The 21,488-nt window shown below is 72.9% G+C and carries 14 protein-coding genes; 5 read left to right on the forward strand and 9 right to left on the reverse strand.

What is annotated here, in order from left to right; all coding sequences use genetic code 11:
• Positions 1-66 precede the first annotated feature (66 nt).
• The 6 genes from narI to SM418_RS06300 form a co-directional block, all read right to left on the reverse strand.
• On the reverse strand, positions 67-840 hold the full coding sequence (gene narI, locus SM418_RS06275; RefSeq protein WP_371939691.1) for a respiratory nitrate reductase subunit gamma: 774 nt from the start codon (positions 838-840) through the stop codon (positions 67-69).
• Entirely contained in the window at positions 837-1,568 is a 732-nt protein-coding gene (narJ, locus tag SM418_RS06280) for a nitrate reductase molybdenum cofactor assembly chaperone (protein WP_371939692.1), read from the reverse strand. The genes narI and narJ overlap by 4 nt, the downstream gene beginning before the upstream one ends.
• Positions 1,565-3,307 (reverse strand): nitrate reductase subunit beta, encoded by a 1,743-nt coding sequence (narH, locus tag SM418_RS06285; RefSeq protein ID WP_371939693.1) that lies wholly within the window; start codon positions 3,305-3,307, stop codon positions 1,565-1,567. Before narH ends, narJ begins: the two co-directional genes overlap by 4 nt.
• Entirely contained in the window at positions 3,307-6,972 is a 3,666-nt protein-coding gene (locus SM418_RS06290; protein WP_371940122.1) for a nitrate reductase subunit alpha, read from the reverse strand. The genes narH and SM418_RS06290 overlap by 1 nt, the downstream gene beginning before the upstream one ends.
• A gap of 112 nt (positions 6,973-7,084) precedes the next feature.
• Positions 7,085-8,320 carry an MFS transporter gene (locus SM418_RS06295; protein ID WP_371939694.1) on the reverse strand — a complete coding sequence of 412 codons (1,236 nt, stop codon included), beginning with the start codon at positions 8,318-8,320 and terminating at the stop codon, positions 7,085-7,087.
• Between the two features lie 227 nt (positions 8,321-8,547).
• Positions 8,548-12,828: a tetratricopeptide repeat protein gene (locus tag SM418_RS06300; protein ID WP_371939695.1), complete on the reverse strand. Its 4,281-nt coding sequence runs from the start codon at positions 12,826-12,828 to the stop codon at positions 8,548-8,550.
• 221 nt (positions 12,829-13,049) lie between these two features.
• Between SM418_RS06300 and SM418_RS06305 the strand changes: the two genes are divergently transcribed.
• Complete coding sequence (locus SM418_RS06305) at positions 13,050-15,812, forward strand: FAD-binding and (Fe-S)-binding domain-containing protein (protein WP_371940123.1); 2,763 nt, start codon at positions 13,050-13,052, stop codon at positions 15,810-15,812.
• On the opposite strand, the gene SM418_RS06310 is transcribed toward SM418_RS06305, so the two are convergent.
• Positions 15,724-16,245, reverse strand: coding sequence for a helix-turn-helix domain-containing protein (locus tag SM418_RS06310; RefSeq protein WP_371939696.1), 522 nt, complete (start codon positions 16,243-16,245; stop codon positions 15,724-15,726). The two genes, SM418_RS06305 and SM418_RS06310, sit on opposite strands and share 89 nt — an antisense overlap.
• Between SM418_RS06310 and SM418_RS06315 the strand changes: the two genes are divergently transcribed.
• The 4 genes from SM418_RS06315 (at position 16,148) to SM418_RS06330 (ending at position 19,649) form a co-directional block, all read left to right on the forward strand.
• Positions 16,148-16,942, forward strand: a complete 795-nt coding sequence (locus SM418_RS06315; RefSeq protein WP_371939697.1) for a 2-keto-4-pentenoate hydratase — start codon at positions 16,148-16,150, stop codon at positions 16,940-16,942. The two genes, SM418_RS06310 and SM418_RS06315, sit on opposite strands and share 98 nt — an antisense overlap.
• Positions 16,939-17,886 (forward strand): acetaldehyde dehydrogenase (acetylating), encoded by a 948-nt coding sequence (locus SM418_RS06320; protein ID WP_371939698.1) that lies wholly within the window; start codon positions 16,939-16,941, stop codon positions 17,884-17,886. The genes SM418_RS06315 and SM418_RS06320 overlap by 4 nt, the downstream gene beginning before the upstream one ends.
• Positions 17,883-18,917, forward strand: coding sequence for a 4-hydroxy-2-oxovalerate aldolase (gene dmpG / locus SM418_RS06325; RefSeq protein WP_371939699.1), 1,035 nt, complete (start codon positions 17,883-17,885; stop codon positions 18,915-18,917). Before SM418_RS06320 ends, dmpG begins: the two co-directional genes overlap by 4 nt.
• A gap of 129 nt (positions 18,918-19,046) precedes the next feature.
• Positions 19,047-19,649, forward strand: coding sequence for a TetR/AcrR family transcriptional regulator (locus SM418_RS06330; RefSeq protein WP_371939700.1), 603 nt, complete (start codon positions 19,047-19,049; stop codon positions 19,647-19,649).
• A gap of 64 nt (positions 19,650-19,713) precedes the next feature.
• Here the strand turns inward: SM418_RS06330 and SM418_RS06335 are convergent, their stop codons facing one another.
• Complete coding sequence (locus tag SM418_RS06335) at positions 19,714-20,556, reverse strand: universal stress protein (RefSeq protein WP_371939701.1); 843 nt, start codon at positions 20,554-20,556, stop codon at positions 19,714-19,716.
• A 21-nt stretch (positions 20,557-20,577) separates the two neighbouring features.
• Entirely contained in the window at positions 20,578-21,480 is a 903-nt protein-coding gene (locus SM418_RS06340; protein WP_371939702.1) for a universal stress protein, read from the reverse strand.
• Positions 21,481-21,488: the final 8 nt, after the last annotated feature.

Genomic DNA, 21,488 nt, shown 5'->3' on the forward strand with positions numbered 1-21,488 from the left:
GGAACGCTCCCACCCCGGGCCCGGGGTGGGAGCGTTCCTCATGGAGCGGGTGACTGGGGCGTGGCATTACTGGACGCGTTCCCACCCGCGGCGCGTCGTGTGCATCCCCAGGTGCTCGTCGCGGCTGCGGTAGACGATGTAGGGACGCGTCAGGTAGCCGATCGGCGCGGTCAGCATGTGCACCAGCCGCGTGAACGGCCAGATGCAGAACAGCGCCAGCGCGCTGAGCGCGTGCAGCTGGAACAGGACCGGCACGCCGGTCATCAGGTCCGGGTCCGGCTGGAAGTAGAAGACCGACCGGAACCACGGCGAGACCGTCTCCCGGTAGTTGTAGCCGCCGCCGACGATGTTGGCGGCGACCGTCGCGGCCAGCCCGATCGCGATGGTGCCGGCGAGCACCACGTACATCAGCTTGTCGTTGCGGGTGGTCGCGAGGAACACCGGGCCGACCGTCCGGCGCCGGTAGATCAGGATCGCGAGGCCGGCCAGGGTGCAGAACCCGGCGATGGTCCCGAGGACGACGGCGACGACGTGGTACATGTGCTCGGTGATGCCCGCCGCCTCGGTCCAGCCGTCCGGGATGATCAGCCCGCCGACGTGGCCGAGCGCGACGACGAGGATCCCGAAGTGGAAGAGCGGGCTGCCGATGCGCAGCAGGCGCCGCTCGTAGAGCTGTGACGAGCGGGTCGTCCAGCCGAACTTGTCGTAGCGGTACCGCCAGACGTGCCCGAGGACGAACACCGCGATGGTGACGTAGGGCAGGGCGACCCACAGCAGGGTGCCGAGGACGCCGGGGTCGCCGCCGTTCTCCGCGGCGAGGACGGGCAGGTCGCTGGTCATGAGCGGGCTCCAACAACGGGATCGGGCAGGAAGACGGGACCCATGGCGGTCGCGTCCGCCCCGTAGGGGGCGAGGCCGACCGTCTCCTCGGGCGGGCCCTCGGCGACGAGGCGGGCGACGGCCTCCTCGTTGCGGCCGGTCAGCGGCGGCAGCGTCGCCGAGACCGCGTCCAGGACGGGCGCCCACGGCGAGCCCGCCCCGGAAAGCGAGATGCGCAGCAGTTCCAGGCCGGCGCGGTGCTCGATCAGCAGCCGCCGCCCCTGCGCCAGGTCGCCGGTCGCGGCGAACTCCAGCACCACGGCCAGGTGGTCGGGCAGCTCGCCGTCGTCCAGGTCGAGCCCGGCCGCCTGGTAGGCCTGCTTGAACCGGAGCAGGGCCATGCCGCGCTTGCGGGTGTCGCCGTAGGCGTAGTAGGTGAGGTAGAGGCAGCACCGCTTGCGGTGGTCGAACGTGGCGACGTAGTCCGCCGCGAGTTCCGGCGGCGGGGTCGCGTCCAGGTGGTCGAGGACGCGGCCGAGCGGTTCCGCGACCGCCGCGGGCAGGCTCGCGGCGGCCCGGCGCAGCAGCGGGCGCCGGGCGAGCAGTTCCTCGTCGGGGTAGCCGAGCAGCAGCGACGCCGCCTGCCAGGCCGTGGCCAGCTCCCCGTCGCTCAGCCCCTGCTTTCCGGCGACCTTTTCGCCGCCGGCCTGCCTGCCGGCGATCTGCTTGCCCGCGGACTTGATCCTCATGGCTTCGGCTCCGTTTCGGCGGCGCCCGAGTCGGCGGGCGGGTTGGTGCCGTCCGGTCCGACGCCCGAGTCGGGCCCGCGCTCGGGGAACAGCCCGGCGGGCGTGCCCTTGCCGTCCCAGTTGAGCAGGTTGACCCGCTTGTGCTTGTCGGCCGGGTCGACCGGGTTGTCGGAGGTCTGCCGCTCCCGCAGCATGTGGAAGTTCTCCACCGCGATCGGGTTCGGGCGTCCCGACGCCTCACCGAACGGGCCCGAGCCGCCGCCCATGCCGGCGCCGCCCATGCCGGGCCCGCCCTCGTAGTCCAGGCTGCACTCGGTGGCCAGCTCCTCCAGGCTGTGCGCCTCCTCGGCGTGCGCGGTCGGGATCACGTACCGCTCGTCGTACTTGGCGAGCGCCAGCAGCCGGTACATGTCGTACATCGACTCGCCGGTCATCCCGACGCGCTCGGGGATGCCGGGGTCGGGTTCGCGGCCGAGGTTGATGTCGCGCATGTAGGACCGCATCGCGGCCAGCCGGCGCAGGACGCCGTCGACGACGGCGGTGTCCCCGGCGGTGAACAGCTCCGCCAGGTACTCGACCGGGATGCGCAGTGCGTCGATCGCCGCGAACAGGTTCCCCCTGTCCTCGGCGTCGTGCCCGGTGTCGCGGACGACGTCCACGACCGGCGACAGCGGCGGGATGTACCAGACCATCGGCATCGTCCGGTACTCCGGGTGCAGCGGCAGCGCCACCTTGTAGGTGTTGATGAGCGCGTAGATCGGGGACCGCTGCGCGGCCTCGATCCAGTCCTGCGGGATGCCCTCCCGCTCGGCCGCCGCGATGACCTCCGGGTCGTTCGGGTCGAGGAACACGCTGCGCTGCGCCTCGTAGAGGTCCTTGTCGCCGGGCGTGGACGCGGCCTCCAGCACCTTGTCGGCGTCGTAGAGCATCAGGCCGATGTAGCGGAGCCGGCCCACGCACGTCTCCGAGCACACGGTCGGGATGCCGACCTCGATGCGCGGGAAGCAGAACGTGCACTTCTCGGCCTTGCCGGTCCGGTGGTTGAAGTACATCTTCTTGTACGGGCAGCCGGACACGCACATGCGCCAGCCGCGGCAGCGGTCCTGGTCGACGAGGACGATGCCGTCCTCGGTGCGCTTGTAGATCGCGCCGGACGGGCAGGACGCCGCGCAGGACGGGTTGAGGCAGTGCTCGCAGATCCGCGGCAGGTAGAACATGAAGGTCTTGTCGAACTCCATCTTCACCTTGTCGGAGATCTCCTTGAGCAGGACGTCCTTGTCGCCGTGCTCGACGGACCCGCCGAGGTCGTCGTCCCAGTTGGCCGACCAGGACACCTTCATGTCCTTGCCGGACAGCAGCGACTTCGGCCGGGCGACCGGCGTGTGCTCCTGCAGCGGCGCGTCGGTGAGGGTCTCGTAGTCGTAGGTCCAGGGCTCGTAGTAGTCGTCGATCCCCGGCAGCTTCGGGTTGGAGAAGATCGTCAGCAGCTTGCGGAACCGGCCGCCGCCCTTGAGCGCGAGCCGCCCGCGCCGGTTCAGCGTCCAGCCGCCGCGCCACTTCTCCTGGTCCTCGTACCGGCGGGGGTAGCCCTGGCCGGGGCGGGTCTCGACGTTGTTGAACCAGACGTACTCGACGCCGCTGCGGTTCGTCCACGCCTGCTTGCACGTGACCGAGCAGGTGTGGCAGCCGATGCACTTGTCGAGGTTCATCACCATCGACATCTGCGCCATCACGCGCATCAGTACTGCACCTCCTGGGAGCGGCGGCGGATGACGGTGACCTCGTCGCGCTGGTTGCCGGTCGGCCCGAGGTAGTTGAACGCGAACGACAGCTGCGCGTACCCGCCGACGAGATGGCTCGGCTTGATCAGCAGCCGGGTCAGCGAGTTGTGGATGCCGCCCCGGCGGCCGGACGTCTCCGAGCGCGGGACGTCGATCAGCTTGTCCTGCGCGTGGTACATGTACACGGTTCCCTCGGGCATCCGGTGCGTGACGATCGCGCGGGCGACGACGACGCCGTTGCGGTTGACCGCCTCGATCCAGTCGTTGTCGCGGACGCCGATCTTCGCCGCGTCCACGCCGCTCATCCAGATCACCGGGCCGCCGCGCGACAGCGACAGCATGAACAGGTTGTCCTGGTACTCGGAGTGGATCGACCACTTGTTGTGCGGGGTGAGGTAGCGCAGGGTCAGCCCCAGCTCGCCCTTCTCCCCCAGCTCGGGCTCGCCGAACAGGGCGGACATGTTGAGCGGCGGCCGGAACGTCGGCATCTGCTCGCCGAGCTCCGCCATCCAGTCGTGGTCGAGGTAGAAGTGCTGGCGCCCGGTGAGGGTGTGCCAGGGCTTCAGGCGCTCGACGTTGATCGTGAACGGCGAGTAGCGGCGCCCGCCGCTCTCCGACCCCGACCATTCCGGGGAGGTGATGACGGGCACGGGGCGCGCCTGCGTGTCCGCGAACGTGATCTGCTTGCCCTCGTGCTCGGCGGCGAGGTCGGCGAGCCGGGTGCCGGTGCGTCTCTCCACGGTCTTGAAGCCCTGGGTCGCCAGGTGCCCGTTCGTGGTGCCGGAGAAGGCGAGGATCATCTCGCAGGCGTGCACGTCCCGCCGCAGCGACGGGCGGCCGTCCGCGGGCCCGCCGCGCACGACGCCGTTCTTGTGCTTGAGGTACTCGACCTCCCGCTCCACGTCGAAAGTGACGCCTTTGGTGGTCGCGCCGAGCCGCTCGGCGAGCGGGCCGAGCGCGGTCATCTTCGCCGCGACGGCCGCGTAGTCGCGCTCGACCGTCACGAGCTTGGGCATCGTCACGCCGGGGACCGGCTCGCACTCGCCCTTCGCCCAGTCGAGGACGCGCCCGTGCGGGGTCGCCATCTCGTCGGGTGTGTCGTGCAGCAGCGGCACGGCGACGACGTCCTTGCGGACGCCGAGGTGCCCCTCGGCGAGCCGGCTGAAGGCGCCCGCGATGTCCTGGAAGGCCCGCCAGTCGCTGCGGGTCTGCCACGGCGGCCCGATCGCCGGGTTGAACGAGTGCACGAACGGGTGCATGTCGGTCGTGTTCAGGTCGTGCTTCTCGTACCAGGTCGCCGCCGGCAGCACGATGTCGGAGTAGACCGTGGTGCTGGTCATCCGGAAGTCCAGCGAGAGCAGCAGGTCGAGCTTGCCCGCCGGGGCCTCGTCCCGCCAGACGACCTCCCGCGGCCGGACGTCCGGCGGCGTCTCCTCGGCACGGACGGCGTCGGCGGCGCCGAGCAGGTGCCGCAGGAAGTACTCGTTGCCCTTGGCGGACGAGCCGAGCAGGTTGGACCGCCAGACCGTGAGGACGCGGGGGAAGTTCTCCGGGGCGTCGGGGTCCTGGCAGGCGAACTTCAGCCGGCCGGCCTTCAGCTCGTCCACGACGTACTCGCCGGCCTGCTTCCCGGCGGCCTCCGCCTCGTCGGCGAGGTCCAGCGGGTTGCGGTCGAACGTCGGGTAGGACGGCATCCAGCCGAGCCGCGCCGCCTGCGCGATCACGTCGGCGGTGGACCGCCCGGCGAGCTGCCCGCCGCCCGTCGCCGCCGACAGGGTGCCGGCGTCGAACTGGTCGTAGCGGAACTGGTCGGTGTGCAGGTACCAGAACGCTGTGCCGATCATCTGCCGGGGCGGGCGGGACCAGTCCAGCCCGAACGCCAGCTGCGCCCAACCGGTGACCGGGCGGCACTTCTCCTGCCCGACGTAGTGCGCCCAGCCGCCGCCGTTCACGCCCTGCCCGCCGGTCAGCGTGGTCAGTGCGAGGAACGTCCGGTAGATGGTGTCGGAGTGGAACCAGTGGTTGGTGCCCGCGCCCATGATGATCATCGAGCGGCCGCGGGTCTCCTCGGCGTTCGCGGCGTACTCGCGGCCGATCCGCTCGGCGGCCTGCGCCGGGACGCCGGTGAACGTCTCCTGCCAGGCCGGGGTGCCGGGCTCGGACGCGTCGTCGTACCCGGTCGGCCACGAGCCGGGCAGGCCCTCGCGCCCGACGCCGTACTGGGCGAGCAGCAGGTCGTACACGGTGGTGACCAGGTGGCCGCCGACGTCGCGGACCGGCACGCCGCGGCGGAGCGTTCCCGGGGCGCCGTCGATGCCGTCGAACCGGGCCAGCTCCACCTCGACCGCCTCGCCGCCCTCGGCGGACAGCAGCGGGTCGGCGTCGCCCAGGTCCAGGTTCCACTTGCCCGTGCCCGCCTCGCCGTACCGGAAGCCGAGCGACCCGTTCGGGACGAGCGGGCGCCCGGTGTTCGCGTCCAGGAGCACGGTCTTGAACGCGGCGTGCTCGGACTCGGCCTCGGCGCCCGGCAGGTCGGCCGCGGTGAGGAACTTGCCCGGGACGTAGGCGCCGTCGCGCTCCTCCAGCCGCACCAGGAACGGCAGGTCGCTGTAGCGCTTCACATAGTCGGTGAAGTACGGGACCTGCCGGTCGACGAAGAACTCCTTGAGGATGACGTGGCCCATGGCCATCGCCAGGGCCCCGTCCGTGCCGGGCTGGGCGGCGAGCCACTCGTCGGCGAACTTGACGTTGTCGGCGTAGTCCGGGGACACCGCGACGACCTTCTGCCCCCGGTAGCGGGCCTCGGTCATCCAGTGCGCGTCGGGCGTGCGGGTCACCGGCAGGTTGGAACCCCACATGATGAGGTACCCGGCGTCCCACCAGTCGCCGGACTCCGGGACGTCGGTCTGGTCGCCGAACACCTGCGGGGACGCCACCGGGAGGTCTGCGTACCAGTCGTAGAACGACAGCATCGTCCCGCCGAGCAGGGACACGAACCGGGCGCCCGAGGCGTGCGACACCATCGACATCGCCGGGATCGGGGAGAACCCGGCGACGCGGTCCGGGCCGAACTCCTTGATCGTGTGGACGTGCGCGGCGGCGATCATCTCGGTCGCCTCGTCCCAGGTCGCCCGGACCAGGCCGCCGCGCCCGCGCGCGTCCTTGTAGGCGCGGGCCTTCTCCGGGTCGGAGACGATCTCGCGCCACGCCTGAACCGGGTCGCCGGTGCGGGCCTTCGCCTCCCGGTACATCTCCAGCAGGACGCCGCGGACGTAGGGGTAGCGCACCCGCGTCGGCGAGTAGGTGTACCAGGAGAACGACGCGCCGCGGGGGCAGCCGCGCGGCTCGTACTCGGGACGGTCCGGGCCGACCGACGGGTAGTCGGTCTGCTGCGCCTCCCAGGTGATGATGCCGTCCTTGACGTACACCTTCCACGAGCAGGACCCGGTGCAGTTGACCCCGTGGGTGGAGCGCACCACCTTGTCGTGCGACCACCGGTCCCGGTAGAAGGCGTCGGCCTCCCGGCCGCCCTTCTTGGTCACCGTCCGCAGGTCCGGCGAGACGCGCGTGCGGGTGAAGTACCTGCGCGTGCTCACCAGCGCGTCTTCCAGCGGGCCGTCCATCCCTGGCCGGCCGTTGGTCGAACTCAACTCGGATCCCCTTCTTCCACATTCATCCGGGACATTGCGCCCCGGGGCGGATCATGCCGCCGGGGTCCGGCGGCATGATCCGATCTCAGCTCGCCTGGCGTGTCACCACGGCCTGCCGGACGGTCGTCGCGGTGAAGACCCCGGCGGCCGCCGCGACCAGCGCGAGCAGCAGCAGGCCGATCCGGTACTCCCCGAGGCTGCCCCACAGGGCCCCCATCACCAGCGGGGGGACGAACCCGCCGAGGCCGCCCGCGGCGCCGACCACGCCGGTGACCGCGCCGACCTTGTTCGCCGGGACGAGCCGCGCCACCAGCGCGAACGTCGCACCGCTGCCGGCGCCGAGCGCGGCCGCCATCGCCAGGAACGCGATCGTCCCGGTGGGGATCAGCGCCGGCGCGAACGACTGGGCGATCGCGCCGAGCACCGTGACCGTCAGGGACGCGGTCATCACCCGCACCGCGCCGAACCGGTCCGACAGCCATCCGCCGACCGGCCGCATCACCACGGCCAGCACCACGAACCCCGCCATCCGGTTCGCCGCGTCCGCCTGCGTCAGCCCGTACTCGGCCTTCAGGTAGGTGGGCAGGTACACCGAGAACGCCACATAGCCGCCGAAGGTCACCGCGTAGAGCGCGGCCATCTGCCAGGTGACGCCCATCCGCGCGGTCGCCGCCAGCCGCTTCACGAGCGGCTCGGTCGGGGCGGTGCGTCCCGGCGCCTCCCGCAGCACGACCCACGCGACCGCCGCGTACACCGCGAGCAGGACGGCGATGACCACGAACGGGGTCTCCATCCCGAACCTGTCGACCTCCTTGACGGTCGTCAGCGCGCTGATCGCCGTGCCGCCCATGCCCGCGCCGAAGATCCCGATCGCGAGCCCGCGCCGCTCCGGCGGGAACCACGCGTTCACGAACGGGACCCCGACCGCGAACGCCGTCCCCCCGATGCCGAGGAAGAACCCGCCGACGAGCAGCGCCGGCAGCGAGGAGTGACCGGCCAGCCCCAGATACAGGACGGGAATGATCGTGATCAGTGACACCGCGGGGAACATCACCCGCCCGCCGAACCGGTCGGTCAGCGCCCCCACCGGGATCCGGCCGAGCGACCCGACCACGACCGGCACCGCCACCAGCAGCGACTGCTCGAACGAGGTCAGCGACAGCACGTCATGGAATCTCGGGCCGAGCGGGCTCAGCAGCGCCCACGCCCAGAAGTTCACCGCGAACCCGATGGTGGCCACCACCAGCATCACCATCGGCCGTCCGCCACCGGCGACCTGCCCGGCCCTCGCCGGACCGGTTTCCTGCCGAGACTCGCTCACCTGCCGCACCATTTCCATCGCTCCCAGAGCAGTGCCGTTGGGCCTTCCCCGACCCCGGGCGGGATAACCATGATCGTCCTCCCGCCGCTACTCACCCTCCCGGACGGCGGCGACCCCTCGACAGGGACCTTCGTCCCGACAACCGTCCCCGAAGGACCCACGGCGGGCGGGCTGGCGCGAACGGCGTTCGAGCAGCTCAGCGCGGTGCGATGCGGTGCTCCGGCGGGCTACTCCAGGCGCGGGAGCTGGCCGCGCGGCCCGGCGGGGAACGGGGCCATGCTCATCGTCTCGCCGCCCTGGCCGCCGATCCGGCCGGGGCCGATGCTCATGTCGCCGGTGGGGCCCGAGGAGACCTGCTGGAGGCTCGCCGAAAGATCGGCCTCCACGCCGCCGGGCAGCTTGAGCCGCACGAGCAGCGGCAGGACGAACCCGAGCGCGACCAGGCCGACGAGGACGGGGGTGAGCGTCGTGAGCATCACGGTCGTGATGCGGTCCGAGAAGAAGAGCGACACCCACATGGTGATGAGCAGCGACATCGCGACGACCGTCATGACGAAGCTGCCGACCGCGCCGCCCCTGGCCGTCTTCAGGTTCTCCCTGGCCAGCAGGAGCAGCCGCCGCCCCTCCACATGGGCGGGATCGCGGCGCACGCATTCGCGCAGGTAGCGCACGGCGCGGCGGCGATAGAACGGCCGCGCCCGGACCTCGTCGCTCGCCCCGACCTTGTACATGGCGACACCGGCGACGAAGTGGGCCTCGGCCTCCGTGCCGGCGCGGTCGATGGCCTCCTGCGCCGTGGTCACGGCCTCCCGGTAGAGCTCGGGACGCTGGGTCAGGTCGCCCCGTTCGATGAGCAGGCGGGCCAGCGCCAGTAGCAGCCCCGCGCGGGACGGGCCGTCGCCGATCCGGTCGATGGCGTCGCGCAGCACCCGCTCGGCGGCCGGGAAGTCCCCCGGCGCCCGGGTGAGCCCGATCGCGAGGCCGATGGCGGCGGGCGCGCTCGCCGGGCTGATCGACAGCGCCTGCCGGAAGTGCCGGACGGCCTGCCTGCCGCGCGCCGCGACCTCGGCCTCGTCGCCCTCCCACTGCAGGCACAGGTTGCCGTACTCGATGTGCGCCTGAGCGTCGTACCAGTCGCGGTCGAGGGCCTTGCCGAGCAGTTCCTCGGCCTCGGTGAAACGCCCCAGCTGCACGTACAGCGCGCCGAGGTCGACGTAGCCGCCGTCGTAGGGGTCGAGTTCGATGGTCCGCCTGAGATGGTGCTCCGCCGCGGCGTACTCGCCCCGCCGGTAGTAGAGGACGCCGAGGCACGTGTGGGCGAGCAGGTCGTCGGGCCGGGTGCCGAGGACGTCCAGGCAGAGCCGTTCGGCCTCCGCCCACCTCTCCTTGTCGTCCTGCCCCGCGAGGGCCCAGGCCAGGCCGACCTTGGCGTCCCGGGAACGGGCGTCCGCCGCGCACGCCTCCCGGAAGTGGCGGGCGGCCGTCTGGTGGTCGTCGCCCGTGAACGCGACCCAGCCGAGCCCGATGCACGCCTCGGCCCGCTTGGCCGGGCTGACCGCCGCCTCCCGCAGCCGCTCGAAGACCCGGCACGCCTCGCCCCGGCGGCCCTGGTCACGGTGGATCCACCCCAGTTCCGCGCGCAGGAACGTGAAGATCGGATATCGCTCGATCGCGGGCGAGATCGCGTGCTCGGCCTCCGCGAACCGCCGGAGCGAGCGAAGCGTGGACGACTTCGCGACGAGCGCCGTGTTGAGCATCGGCTTGAGCTCCAGCGCGCGGTCGTACTGGGCCAGCGCCTCGACGTACCGGTTCTGGTCGTCGAGGACGCGGCCGAGGGCGATCGTCAGCTCCGGATTGCGCGGGATCCGGTCCAGCGCCTCGCGCGCGACGGACTCCGCCTCGTCCCACCGCTGCAGGTGGCGCAGCGCGACGAGGCGCGCCTCGACGGCGGGGCGGTTGTAGGGATCGACGCGGGTCGCCTGCTCCGCCGCGCCCAGGGCGTCCTCGTAGCGGCCCTCGTCCTCGCAGACGTCCGCCAGCTCCGTCCATGTCTGCGCGTAGTTCGGGCGGAGCCCGATCTCCGCGCGCAGCAGCATGACCGCCTCGCCGTGCCGGCCGAGCTTGGCGAGCGTGTTCGCCCGGCCGTAGCACGCCCACCGGCTCGGCTCCATCCCGGCCGCCCGCTCGAACGCGGCCAGCGCCTCGTCGTACTCGCCCCGCTCATAGTGGAGCCACCCCAGCTGGACGGCGAACGGCGCGAGGGACGGATGCCGGGAAAGCGCCTCCTCGGCGGCCTGGATCGCCTCCGGATATCTGCGGAGGGTCTCGAGGTTGTCGATGCGTATCCGGGCCGGATCCACCTGCTGCGGATTCTCCGCCAGCAGGCGCTCGCATTCGGCCACCACCTCCTCGTGGCGTCCCAGCCATTCGTAGAGATCGAAGAGCGCGTACGTGAGCTCGGCCGAAGCGGGCAGTACCCGCATGCCGTCCCGTAACGTCGCCTCGGCCTCCGCGTAGCGGCCACGGTCGGAGTACACCAGGCGGAGTTCGGTGTACAGGGCCGCGATATCGGGGCGCCGCCGCACCGCGTCGCGGGCGAGCACCTCCGCCTCCTCGTACAGACCGGCCGCCCTCAGCGTGGCGATTCGCATCGCGGTGAGGTCGCTGACCTCGGCGCCCTCCGCCCGGGTGAACTCCTCCAGCGCGGCGTCGTAACGGTGCTGATAGAGAAGAATCTGACCGAGTTGACTGCGCAGGTCGACGTTGTCCGGTTGCGTGCGCAGAGCGTCCCGGATGAATGATTCGGCTTCACCGTACCGGTTCAGATACCACAGCGCCTGGCCCACCTGGGCCTGGAACCACGCGTCGTCCGGGTCGAGTTCGACCGCCCGCCGGAACTCGGCGAGGCCCGCCTCGTCGAGATCCTGGCTGATGTAGGCCCACCCGAGACTCCAGCGCTGATGGGCGTCGTGGGGCAGCCGCTCGATCGCCTTCCGGGCGGCCTCCTCGGCTTCCCGGAACCTCCGCAGGCGCCGAAGAACGTAACCGAGCTGCCCGTGCGCGTACCCGTACCCCGGATCCAGGTCGAGCGCCCGCCGGTATTCGGTGAGCGCTTCCGTGAATCGGTCCTGCTCGGCGTAGAGATTTCCGATCTCCGCGTAGAGCAGAACGGTGGGACCGCGTTCCAGGGCCACGTCGGCGGCCTCGTGCGCCTCCGCGAACCTGCCCATCTTGCGCAGCTCGACGATGCGCCAGCGCAGCGCGAAAAGGTTGAACGGATCGACGTCCGCCGCGATGTCGAAGCGTTTCAGGGCCTCCGCGTACCGTTGCCGGTCGTCGAGAAGCAGGCCCCACTCATTGTGCAGCCGGGAGGAATGCGGAAGAGCCCGCACGGCCTCCGCGATCGCCGTGCCCGCCTCCGCGTACCTGCGCAGCTTCCGCAAGGCCGTGGCCCGCCCGTCCAGGGCGATCGCATGCCGATCGTGAATCTCCAACGCCCGCTCGCAGTCGGCGAGCATCTCCTCGTACCGGCCCGCCCCGCTCCGGGACCAGGCGCGAACGGCGAGCAGGCCCGGCGACCGCGGCAGCGCCTCGATCGCCCGGTCCGCGACCTCGTCGGCTTCGGCATGGCGGTGCAGTTTGCGCAGGACGTCCACCCGCTGCCCGTGCGCGTCCTCGCTCCTCGGCGCCAGACGTGTCGCGTGGACGGCGAGTTCCAGCGCTCTCGCGAGATCGCCGGCGTCCTCCTCGATGTAACTCCACTGGAGCCAGATGTCGGCTGATCCGGGGAGTACTCCGGCAGCGTCCTCGGCCGCCGCCCTTGCCTCGTCGTACCGGGACGCGCCGCGCAGCGTCCTGATCCGTCCCCGCAGGGCGTCCTCCTCATCAGGGTGAACGCGCAGGACCTTGTCGTAGCACTCAAGAGCCGAGTCGTACTGGTGGCGCGTGGCATAGAGCCGGGCCGCACTGTCGAGAATTCCTGGAGAATCCGGGTACAGAGCCAGCGCGGCTTCCGCGGCACTCTCCGATTCGGTGTATCTGTTGAGCATCAAGAGCTCGAAGACGCGCCATTCCAGCGCCTTCTCGTCCTCCGGGTGTCCTTCGAGCACCCGGTCGAAGTTCACCAGGGCCTCGACCGGATTCTCCCACTCATCGAATACGCGCCCCAGCGCGACCCCGATATGCGCGCTGCCGGGGAAGTCGCGCAGGCCCTCCTCGGCCACGCGCCGCGCCTCCTCGAAGTGGTACAGCCGGCCCAGCGCGGCCACCCGCCAGGCGACCGCCTCGTCGCACGACGGATCGACCTCGACGGCGCGGACGAAATGTCGCAGCGCCGCCGGGTGATCCCGGCGATCGAACTCCAGGCGTCCCCAGCCGAGTTCGAGATCGGCCTCGCCGGCGCCCGTCCCGGCCGCGGCGCGCAGTTCCGCCTCGGCCTCGGCGTACTCGCAGCGGCTCCGGTGCCGGTGGAAGCCGGCCGGCAGATCACGCTCAAGCTCGGACGTCATGCCCCCGCCTCCACCCCGCATACCCAAGACGAGAATCCTAGACAGGCCGCCCGCGTCTCCCGGGGACGTTGGCCGGGGGTGGACGGAGCGGCGGGTACTAACGTGGCTCTCGGGAATCGGCTGCGGGGGACGGAGGTCCGGTGAGCGGGCAGGGCGAGGTTGCGGAGGCGTTGCGGCGGGCCGGTGTCTCCGGGGTGGACGACTCGGCGCTCGCGCGGTCCATGTACTCGTCCGACGCCTCGCTCTACCGGGTGCCGCCCACGGTCGTCGTGACGCCCCGGGACGCCGCGGAGCTTCCGGTCGTGCTCGGCGTGTGCCGGGACGCCGGGGTACCGCTGACGATGCGCGGCGGCGGGACGTCCATCGCGGGGAACGCGGTCGGGCCGGGTGTGGTCGTGGACGTCAGCCGGCATCTGAACCGGGTGCTGGAGATCGATCCGGACGCCGGGACGGCGCTGGTCGAGCCGGGGATCGTGCAGGCGCGGCTGCATCAGGTGGCGGCCGGGCACGGGCTGCGCTTCGGGCCCGACCCCTCCACCCGGACGCGGGCCACGCTGGGCGGGATGATCGGGAACAACGCGTGCGGGTCGCGGGCGCTCGGATACGGGCGGACCAGCGACAACGTGCTCGGGCTCGACGTGGTCACCGGGTCCGGTGAGCGGCTCCGGCTGGGCGACGTGCCCGGGGGGCCGGCGGAGAGCGGGCTTCTCGACCGGCTCCGGGGGCTGGTCGGTGAGAACCTCGCGCTGATGCGGACGGAGTTCGGGCGGTTCGGGCGGCAGGTCTCGGGCTACTCCCTCGAACATCTGCTGCCGGAGAAGGGGTTCGACGTCGCGCGGGCGCTGGTGGGCAGCGAGGGGACGCTCGCCGTGACCCTGGCCGCGAGGCTGCGGATGGTGCGGGAGCCCGCCCGCCGGATCCTGGTCGTCCTCGGGTACGGGTCGATGGCGGAGGCCGCCGACGCCGTGCCGGCGATCCTGCCGCACGGGCCGGTGGCGTGCGAAGGGCTGGATTCGCGGATCACGAACGTCGTGCGCGAGCGGCGGGGCGCGGGCGCCGTGCCGCCGCTGCCGGACGGGTCCGGCTGGCTGCTCGTGGAGCTCGCCGGGGCCGAGGCCGGGGCGCTGCGGGCCGCCGCGCGGAAGGTCGCCGGCGAGTCCGGCTGCCTCGACTCGATGCTCGTCGAGGACATGGCGCTCGCCGAGGCGCTGTGGCGCATCCGGGAGGACGGGTCCGGGCTCGTCGCGCGGACGCCCGAGGGCGAGCAGGCCCACGCCGGGTGGGAGGACGCGGCCGTCCCGCCCGAGCGGCTCGGCGCGTACCTGCGGGAGTTCGAGGCGCTGCTGGAGGAGTACCGCCTCTTCGGCGTCCCGTACGGGCACTTCGGGGACGGGTGCGTCCACGTGCGGATCGACTTCCCGTTCGGCCGGGCGAAGGGCGCGCGGATCTTCCGCGACTTCCTGAACGACGCGGCGGCGCTCGCGGCGCGGCACGGCGGCACCATGTCGGGCGAGCACGGCGACGGGCGGGCGCGCAGCGAGCTGCTGCCGCACATGTACTCCGCCGAGGCGCTGGCGTTGTGCGCCGCCGTCAAGGACGTGTTCGACCCCGGGGACGTGCTGAACCCGGGGGTGATCGTCCGTCCGGCGCCGGTGGACGACGATCTGCGCGCGGTGCGGCTCGTCCCGCTGAACCGCGGCCTCGGTCTCGCCTACCGGGACGACCGCGGCGACCTGTCGCGCGCCGTGCACCGGTGCACGGGCGTCGGCAAATGCCGGGCCGACAACACGGCGGCGGGCGGGGTGATGTGCCCGTCCTACCTCGCCACGCGGGAGGAGAAGGACTCCACGCGGGGGCGGGCGCGCGTCCTCCAGGAGGTCGTCAGCGGGGAGCTGGGGCCGGGCGGCTGGAAGTCCGGCGCGCTGCACGACGTCCTCGACCTGTGCCTCTCGTGCAAGGGGTGCGCGTCCGACTGCCCGACCGGGATCGACATGGCGTCCTACAAGGCGGAGGCGCTGCACCGGCGGTACCGGCGGCGGATCCGGCCGCGCGCCCACTACGCGCTCGGGTGGCTTCCGCGCTGGACGCGGCTCGCGGCGAAGGCCCCGGCGTCGGTCAAGGCGGTGAACGCGGCGATGCGGTCGCGCGCGCTGAAGCCGCTGGTCGCGTGGGGCGCCGGGATCGACCGGCGGCGCTCGCTGCCCGCGTTCGCGCCGGTGACGTTCCGGCGCTGGTTCGCGTCCCACCGGAGCCCCGCGGGACGCCACGGCGACGTCGTCCTGTTCGTGGACACCTTCACCGACGCGTTCTCGCCCGAGGTCGGAAAGGCGACGGTGAAGGTGCTGGAGCACGCCGGCTATCGGGTGACGGTCACCGAACGCCCGGTGTGCTGCGGGATCACGTGGATCTCGACGGGCCAGCTCGACGGGGCGCGCGCGCAGGCCCGGCGGACCGTCCGCGCGCTGCTCCCCCGCGTCCGGCGCGGCGCGAAGGTCGTCGGCATGGAACCGTCCTGCACGGGCGTGCTGCGGTCGGACTCCGTGGAGCTGCTGCGCGGCGTGGACGCCGCGGCCGCGCGGGAGGTGGCCGCGGCGACCCGCACGCTGGCCGAGCTGCTCGCCGAGACCGAGGACTGGACGCCGCCCGACCTGTCCGGCGTCACCGGGATCGCGCAGCCGCACTGCCACCACCACGCCGTCATGGGCTGGACGAAGGACGCGGCACTGCTGGAGCGGGCGGGCGCGGCCGTCGGCAGGCTCGGCGGCTGCTGCGGTCTCGCCGGGAACTTCGGCGTCGAGAAGGGCCACCACGACGTCTCGGTGGCGGTCGCCGAGACGCAACTCCTCCCGGCCGTCCGGAAGACCGGCGAGGGTGAGGTCGTGCTGGCGGACGGCTTCAGCTGCCGGACCCAGCTGGGCGACCTCGCGCACCGCGACAGCGAGCACCTGGCCGAGCTCCTGGCCCGCCACCTTCCCGGCGGCTAACCCTGGAGGGTGCGGAAAGGGTGAGCGCGGCGGTGTGGACGGCCGGGGCCCGCGTGCCGTCCCGCTCCAGGAGGCCCGCCTCGGCGAGGTCGAGCGCGATCCGGTGCGCGGTGGACTTGGGGAGGCCGCTGCGGCGGGCCAGCTCCGCGGCGCCGAGGCCGCCGTCGTCCGCCCGGAACGCGGTCAGCACCGCGACGGCGCGGCGCAGGAGGTGTCGTCGGGCGGCATGGCGCCAACTGTAGAAGAAGTGTCCCACCACGCGGGACGCGCGCATTGCCCGCGGCGCCCCCGCCGGGAGAGGCTCGGGCCTGCCGAGACAACGAAAGGACGGCCCAATGGACCCGGGTTCCGTGGAGAAGGCCGCGGCGGCGCTGCTCGACGCGTACGCCACCGGCACTCCCATCTCGCCGCTGACGAAGGACCATCCGGACATGTCGGTGGCCGACGCCTACGCGGTCCAGCTCGCCCAGGTCGAGGCGTGGACGGCCGCCGGGGCGCGGATCAAGGGCCACAAGGTCGGGCTGACCTCGGCCGCGATGCAGCGCCAGATGGGCGTGGACCAGCCGGACTTCGGCGTCCTGCTGGACACGATGTTCCTGCAGGAGAGCGCGCCGATCGACACCGGCCGTTTCCTGCAGCCCCGGATCGAGCCGGAGATCGCGTTCGTGCTGGGCCGCCCGCTCGCCGGGCCGGGCGCGACCACGGCGGACGCCGTCGCCGCCGTCGACTACGTGCTGCCGGCGCTGGAGGTCATCGACTCCCGCATCGCGGACTGGAAGATCACCCTGCCGGACACGATCGCCGACAACGCCTCCAGCGGCGGCGTGGTGCTCGGCACCCGTCCCGTCCGGCTGGACGACCAGGACCTGTCGCTGATGGGCTGCCTGCTGCGCCGCGACGGCGACCTGATCGACACCGGCGCCGGCGGCGCCGTGCTGGGCTCGCCGATCAACGCGCTGGTCTGGCTGGCCAACGTCCTCGGCGAGCGCGGCGTGACGCTGGAGGCGGGCCACGTGGTACTGCCGGGCTCCATCACCGCGGCCGTGCCGGTCGCGCCCGGGGAGACCCTGACGGCGACGTTCGCCGGGATCGGTTCCGTGACCGCCCGGTTCGGAAAGGAGCAGAAATGAGCGAGGCGAACCGGGGGGCGCGCGTCCCCCCGCAGGAAGCGGGGACGGCGCGCAAGCTGACGGCGGCCATCGTCGGGCCGGGCAACATCGGCACCGACCTGCTGGTCAAGCTGACGCGCAGCGAGCTGATCGAGGTCCACTCGATGATCGGCGTCGTGCCCGAGTCCGACGGCCTGGAGCGCGCCCGCAAGATGGGCGTCCCGGCGTCGGCGGAGGGCGTGGACTGGCTGCTGAAGCAGCCGACGCTGCCCGACCTCGTGTTCGAGGCGACCTCGGCGAAGGCGCACCTGGCGAACGCCCCGCGCTACGAGGAGGCCGGGATCACCGCGATCGACCTGACGCCGGCCGCGGCCGGCCCGCTCGTGTGCCCGCCGGTGAACCTGGACACGCTCTCGGACGCCCCCAACCTCAACATGATCACGTGCGGCGGGCAGGCGACGATCCCGATCGTGCACGCCGTGTCCTCGGTCGTCCCGGTGCCGTACGCGGAGATCGTCGCGTCGATCGCGTCGCGGTCGGCCGGTCCCGGCACCCGCGCGAACATCGACGAGTTCACCGAGACCACCGCCCGCGCGATCGAGCAGGTCGGCGGCGCCGCGCGGGGCAAGGCCATCATCATCCTCAACCCGGTCGACCCGCCGATGATCATGCGGGACACGGTGTACTGCGCGATCCCGGCCGACGCCGACACCAAGGCGATCGCCGCGTCGATCGAGAAGATGGTCGCGGAGGTCGCCACCTACGTGCCCGGCTACACGCTGCGCGCCGAGCCGCAGTTCGACGAGCCCCGCGACATCTGGAACGGGATGGCCCGTGTCGCGGTGTTCCTGGAGGTCCGCGGGAACGGCGACTACCTGCCGCCGTGGGCCGGCAACCTCGACATCATGACCGCGGCCGCCGCCCGGGTGGGCGAGCAGCTCGCGCGCAGGAAGGCCACCGCATGAGCGACGTCGTCAACGACAAGATCAGGATCACCGACTCGACGCTGCGGGACGGCAGCCACGCGATGGCGCACCGCTTCACCGAGGAGCAGGTCCGCGGCGTCGTCCACGCGCTGGACTCCGCGGGCGTCGAGGTCATCGAGGTCACCCACGGTGACGGCCTCGGCGGCTCGTCCTTCAACTACGGCTTCTCGCTGGAGGACGACGTCAAGCTCGTCGCCGCCGCCGTGGACGAGGCGACCCGCGCCAAGATCGCCGTCCTGCTGCTGCCGGGCCTCGGCACGGTCAACGACCTGAAGATGGCGCACGACGCGGGCGCGTCGGTCGCGCGCGTCGCGACGCACTGCACCGAGGCGGACGTGTCGCTGCAGCACTTCGCCGCCGCCCGCGACCTCGGCATGGAGACCGTCGGGTTCCTCATGCTGTCGCACCGGGTCGGCCCGGCGGAGCTGGCGAGGCAGGCACGGATCATGGTGGACGGCGGCGCGCAGTGCGTGTACGTCGTCGACTCCGCCGGCGCGCTCGTCCTCGGGGACGCGCAGGAGCGGATCAGCGCGCTGGTCAAGGAGATCGGGCACGAGGCGCAGGTCGGGTTCCACGGCCACCAGAACCTGTCCCTGGGCGTCGCGAACTCGGTGCTGGCGCAGCAGAACGGCGCCCGGCAGATCGACGGGGCGCTGTGCGCGCTCGGCGCGGGGGCGGGCAACTCCCCCACCGAGGTGCTGGTCGCGACGTTCGAGCGCCTCGGCGTCCCGACGGGCGTGGACGTGCAGGGCGCGATGGCGGCGGCGGACGACGTCGTGAAGCCGTTCCTGCACCGGCTGCCGTTCGCCGACCGGGGCGCGATCACGCAGGGGTACGCGGGCGTGTACTCCAGCTTCCTGCTGCACGCCGAGCGGGCCGCCGAGCGCTACGGCGTCCCGACGCACGAGATCCTGCAGAAGGTCGGCGAGGCCGGCTACGTGGGCGGCCAGGAGGACATGATCATCGACGTGGCGCTCCAGCTGCGCGCGGAGCGCGAACGCGCGTCGTAGGACGGGCCCCGAGGGGCGCGTCCACCGGGCGCGGGGGTCGTCGCCGACGGCCGCCGCGCCCGGTTCGCGTGTTCCCCGCCTCCCGCGATGATCTTTGCACGCTGCAAGCGTTGGGATAGCTTGGGCGGCATGACCCACGAGGAGCCCGCCGGCGCGAGTGCCGCGTCGACTCCTCGCGGGCGGGCGCGCAGGGACCAGCTCGTGCGGATCGGTCTCGACCTGCTCGCCGAGGGCGGCTGGCCCGCGGTCACCGCGCGGGCCGTCACCGACCGCGCCCGTACCCGTCCGGGCCTGCTCCACCACTACTTCAACGGGCTGCCGGGCCTGCACGTCGCGGTCGCGCAGCGCGCCAGCGAGATGATCGTCGACCCGGTGGTGGACGCGCTGCTCGCCGCGCCCGACATCCCGGCCGCGCTGCGCGCCCTGCGCGTCCTCGTCCCACGCATGGCGGCCGGCGAGCGCAACCTGCGGCTCGCCGCCGAGCTCCTGGTCAGGGCGCTGCGCGACCCGCGGATGGGCGCCGAGCGGCGGGACTGGTCGCGCACCGTCCGGGCCCGGATCGCCGCGCGGCTCGGCCACCTGTGCCCGGACTGGCCGGCCGAGCGCCGCGAGGGCACCGCCATGCTGTTCACCGCGATGCTGGACGGCCTGCTGCTGCAGCTGATCCTCGACCCCGACCTGTCCGCCGATCCCGCCCTGGACGCCACCGAGGCCCTGGTCACCGGGCCCTGACCCGCCCACGGGCAGTGACGCGCGGGCGTCCCCTCCAGGACGCCCGCGCGTCTCGGACGCCCGGTCAGTCGCGGGGGGAGTGCACGACGGCGACCGGGCAGGCGGCATGGTGCAGCAGGGCGTGGCTGACCGAGCCGAGCAGCAGCCCGCGGAAGCCGCCGAGCCCGCGCGAACCGACCACGAGGAGCCGGGCCTCCCGCGCCGCGCCGAGCAGCACCTCGCGCGGCGCGCCGGTCACCACCTCGGTCCGGACGGGGACGTCCGGGTACTTCTCCCGCCAGGGCGCGACGAGCCGGGCGAGCCGCTCGCCGGCGAACTCGCGCAGCCCCTCGGCGTCCACCAGCGGGGCGGGCCCGGGCTCGGCGTCGGGCGGCCAGGCGACCAGCGCCACCAGCTCGGCGCCGCGCAGCCGGGCCTCGTCGAAGGCCGGGCCGAGCGCCTCCAGCGAGCCCGCGGAACCGTCCACCCCCACCACGACGGGGCCAGCGGCCCGCCGCTCGCGGACGACCACGACCGGGCACGAGGCGTGCGCCGACAGTCCCACGGCCGTCGAGCCGAGCACCAGGTCGGTGAACCCGCCGCGTCCCCGCGAGCCCACGACGACCAGCTCGGCCCCGGCGGCGGCCTCCAGCAGCGCGGTCGCCGGCACGCCGCGGCCGAGCACGGCGTGCACGTCGCCGGTCTCCTCGCGGGCGTGCTTCGCGCCCTCGGCCGCGACCTCCTCGGCCGCCGCCCGAAGGTCGGCGACGGGGATCGCCATCGGCCCGACGGCGGTGAACATCTCCCACGCGTGCACCACGGTCAGCGGGACTCCCCGCAGCCGCGCCTCCTCGGCCGCCCAGCGCACGGCCTCCTCGCTCTGCCCGGATCCGTCGTAACCGACGACCACACCGCGTCGATCGCTCATCGTCGCTCCCTTCACCACTCCCTATCGTTGCCGGGCGGGGACGCGCCGGTCAGAGGCGACGGTCCGCGCCTCCCGGGACCTTCGTCCCGGCACGATCGCGACGGTGCAGCGGGCCCGGAGCAGCATGGCCGTGGCGGTCGCGCCCAGCGGGTCGAAGCCGGTCCCCCGGTCCCCGAGCACCACGAGGCCGGCGTCCTTCGCCGCCTCCCACAGGGCGTCGAAGGGGCGCTCCAGCAGCGGCGACGCCTCGATGCGCAGATCCGGGTACCGGACGCGCAGCGGCCCCACGGCCTGCTCCAACTCGGCGGCGCGGGTCCGCTCCAGCAGGTCCCGGTCGTGGAACAACGCGAGCTCGTACTCGACGACCGCGCCGGGCTCCCAGCAGCCGTGGACGACGTGCAGGTCCCAGCCGCGCAGCGCCGCCTCCTGCGCGGCGAATCCGAGGGCGGGGGCGCAGCCGGGCGAGCCGTCCACCCCGACGACGACCAGCCGCGGCGCCGCCCCCTCCCGGGCCGCGATCACCGGGCGCGGGGACCGGGCGGGCAGCTCCAGGGCCGCCGACCCCTCGGCGGACTCCTCGGGCGCCCCGACCACGACCAGTTCCGCGCCCGCGGACGCGCGAAGGAGCGCCTCGATGGCGGGGCCGCGCCGCAGCCGCCTTCGGACCGCGCCCGGCACGCCCAGCTCATAGGCCCGGCGCACGCCGCTGTCGAGGAGGTTCTCCCCCGCCCGCCTCATGATCGCCTCGATGTCGGGGTCGGTGTGGCCCGCCGGGTAGGGCCAGTGCCAGCAGTGGCACATCACCAGCCCCATCCCCCGGAGCCGGGCCTCCTCGACCGCCCAGCGCAACGCCGCCTCGTTCTCCGCCGTCCCGTCGAACCCGAACAGGACGTGCGGCCACCGTGTCCTTTCCTCTCCGTTCATATGCCTGC

The organism is Actinomadura chokoriensis, assembly GCF_041463665.1.
In the GTDB taxonomy this organism is placed as follows: Bacteria; Actinomycetota; Actinomycetes; order Streptosporangiales; family Streptosporangiaceae; genus Spirillospora; species Spirillospora chokoriensis_A.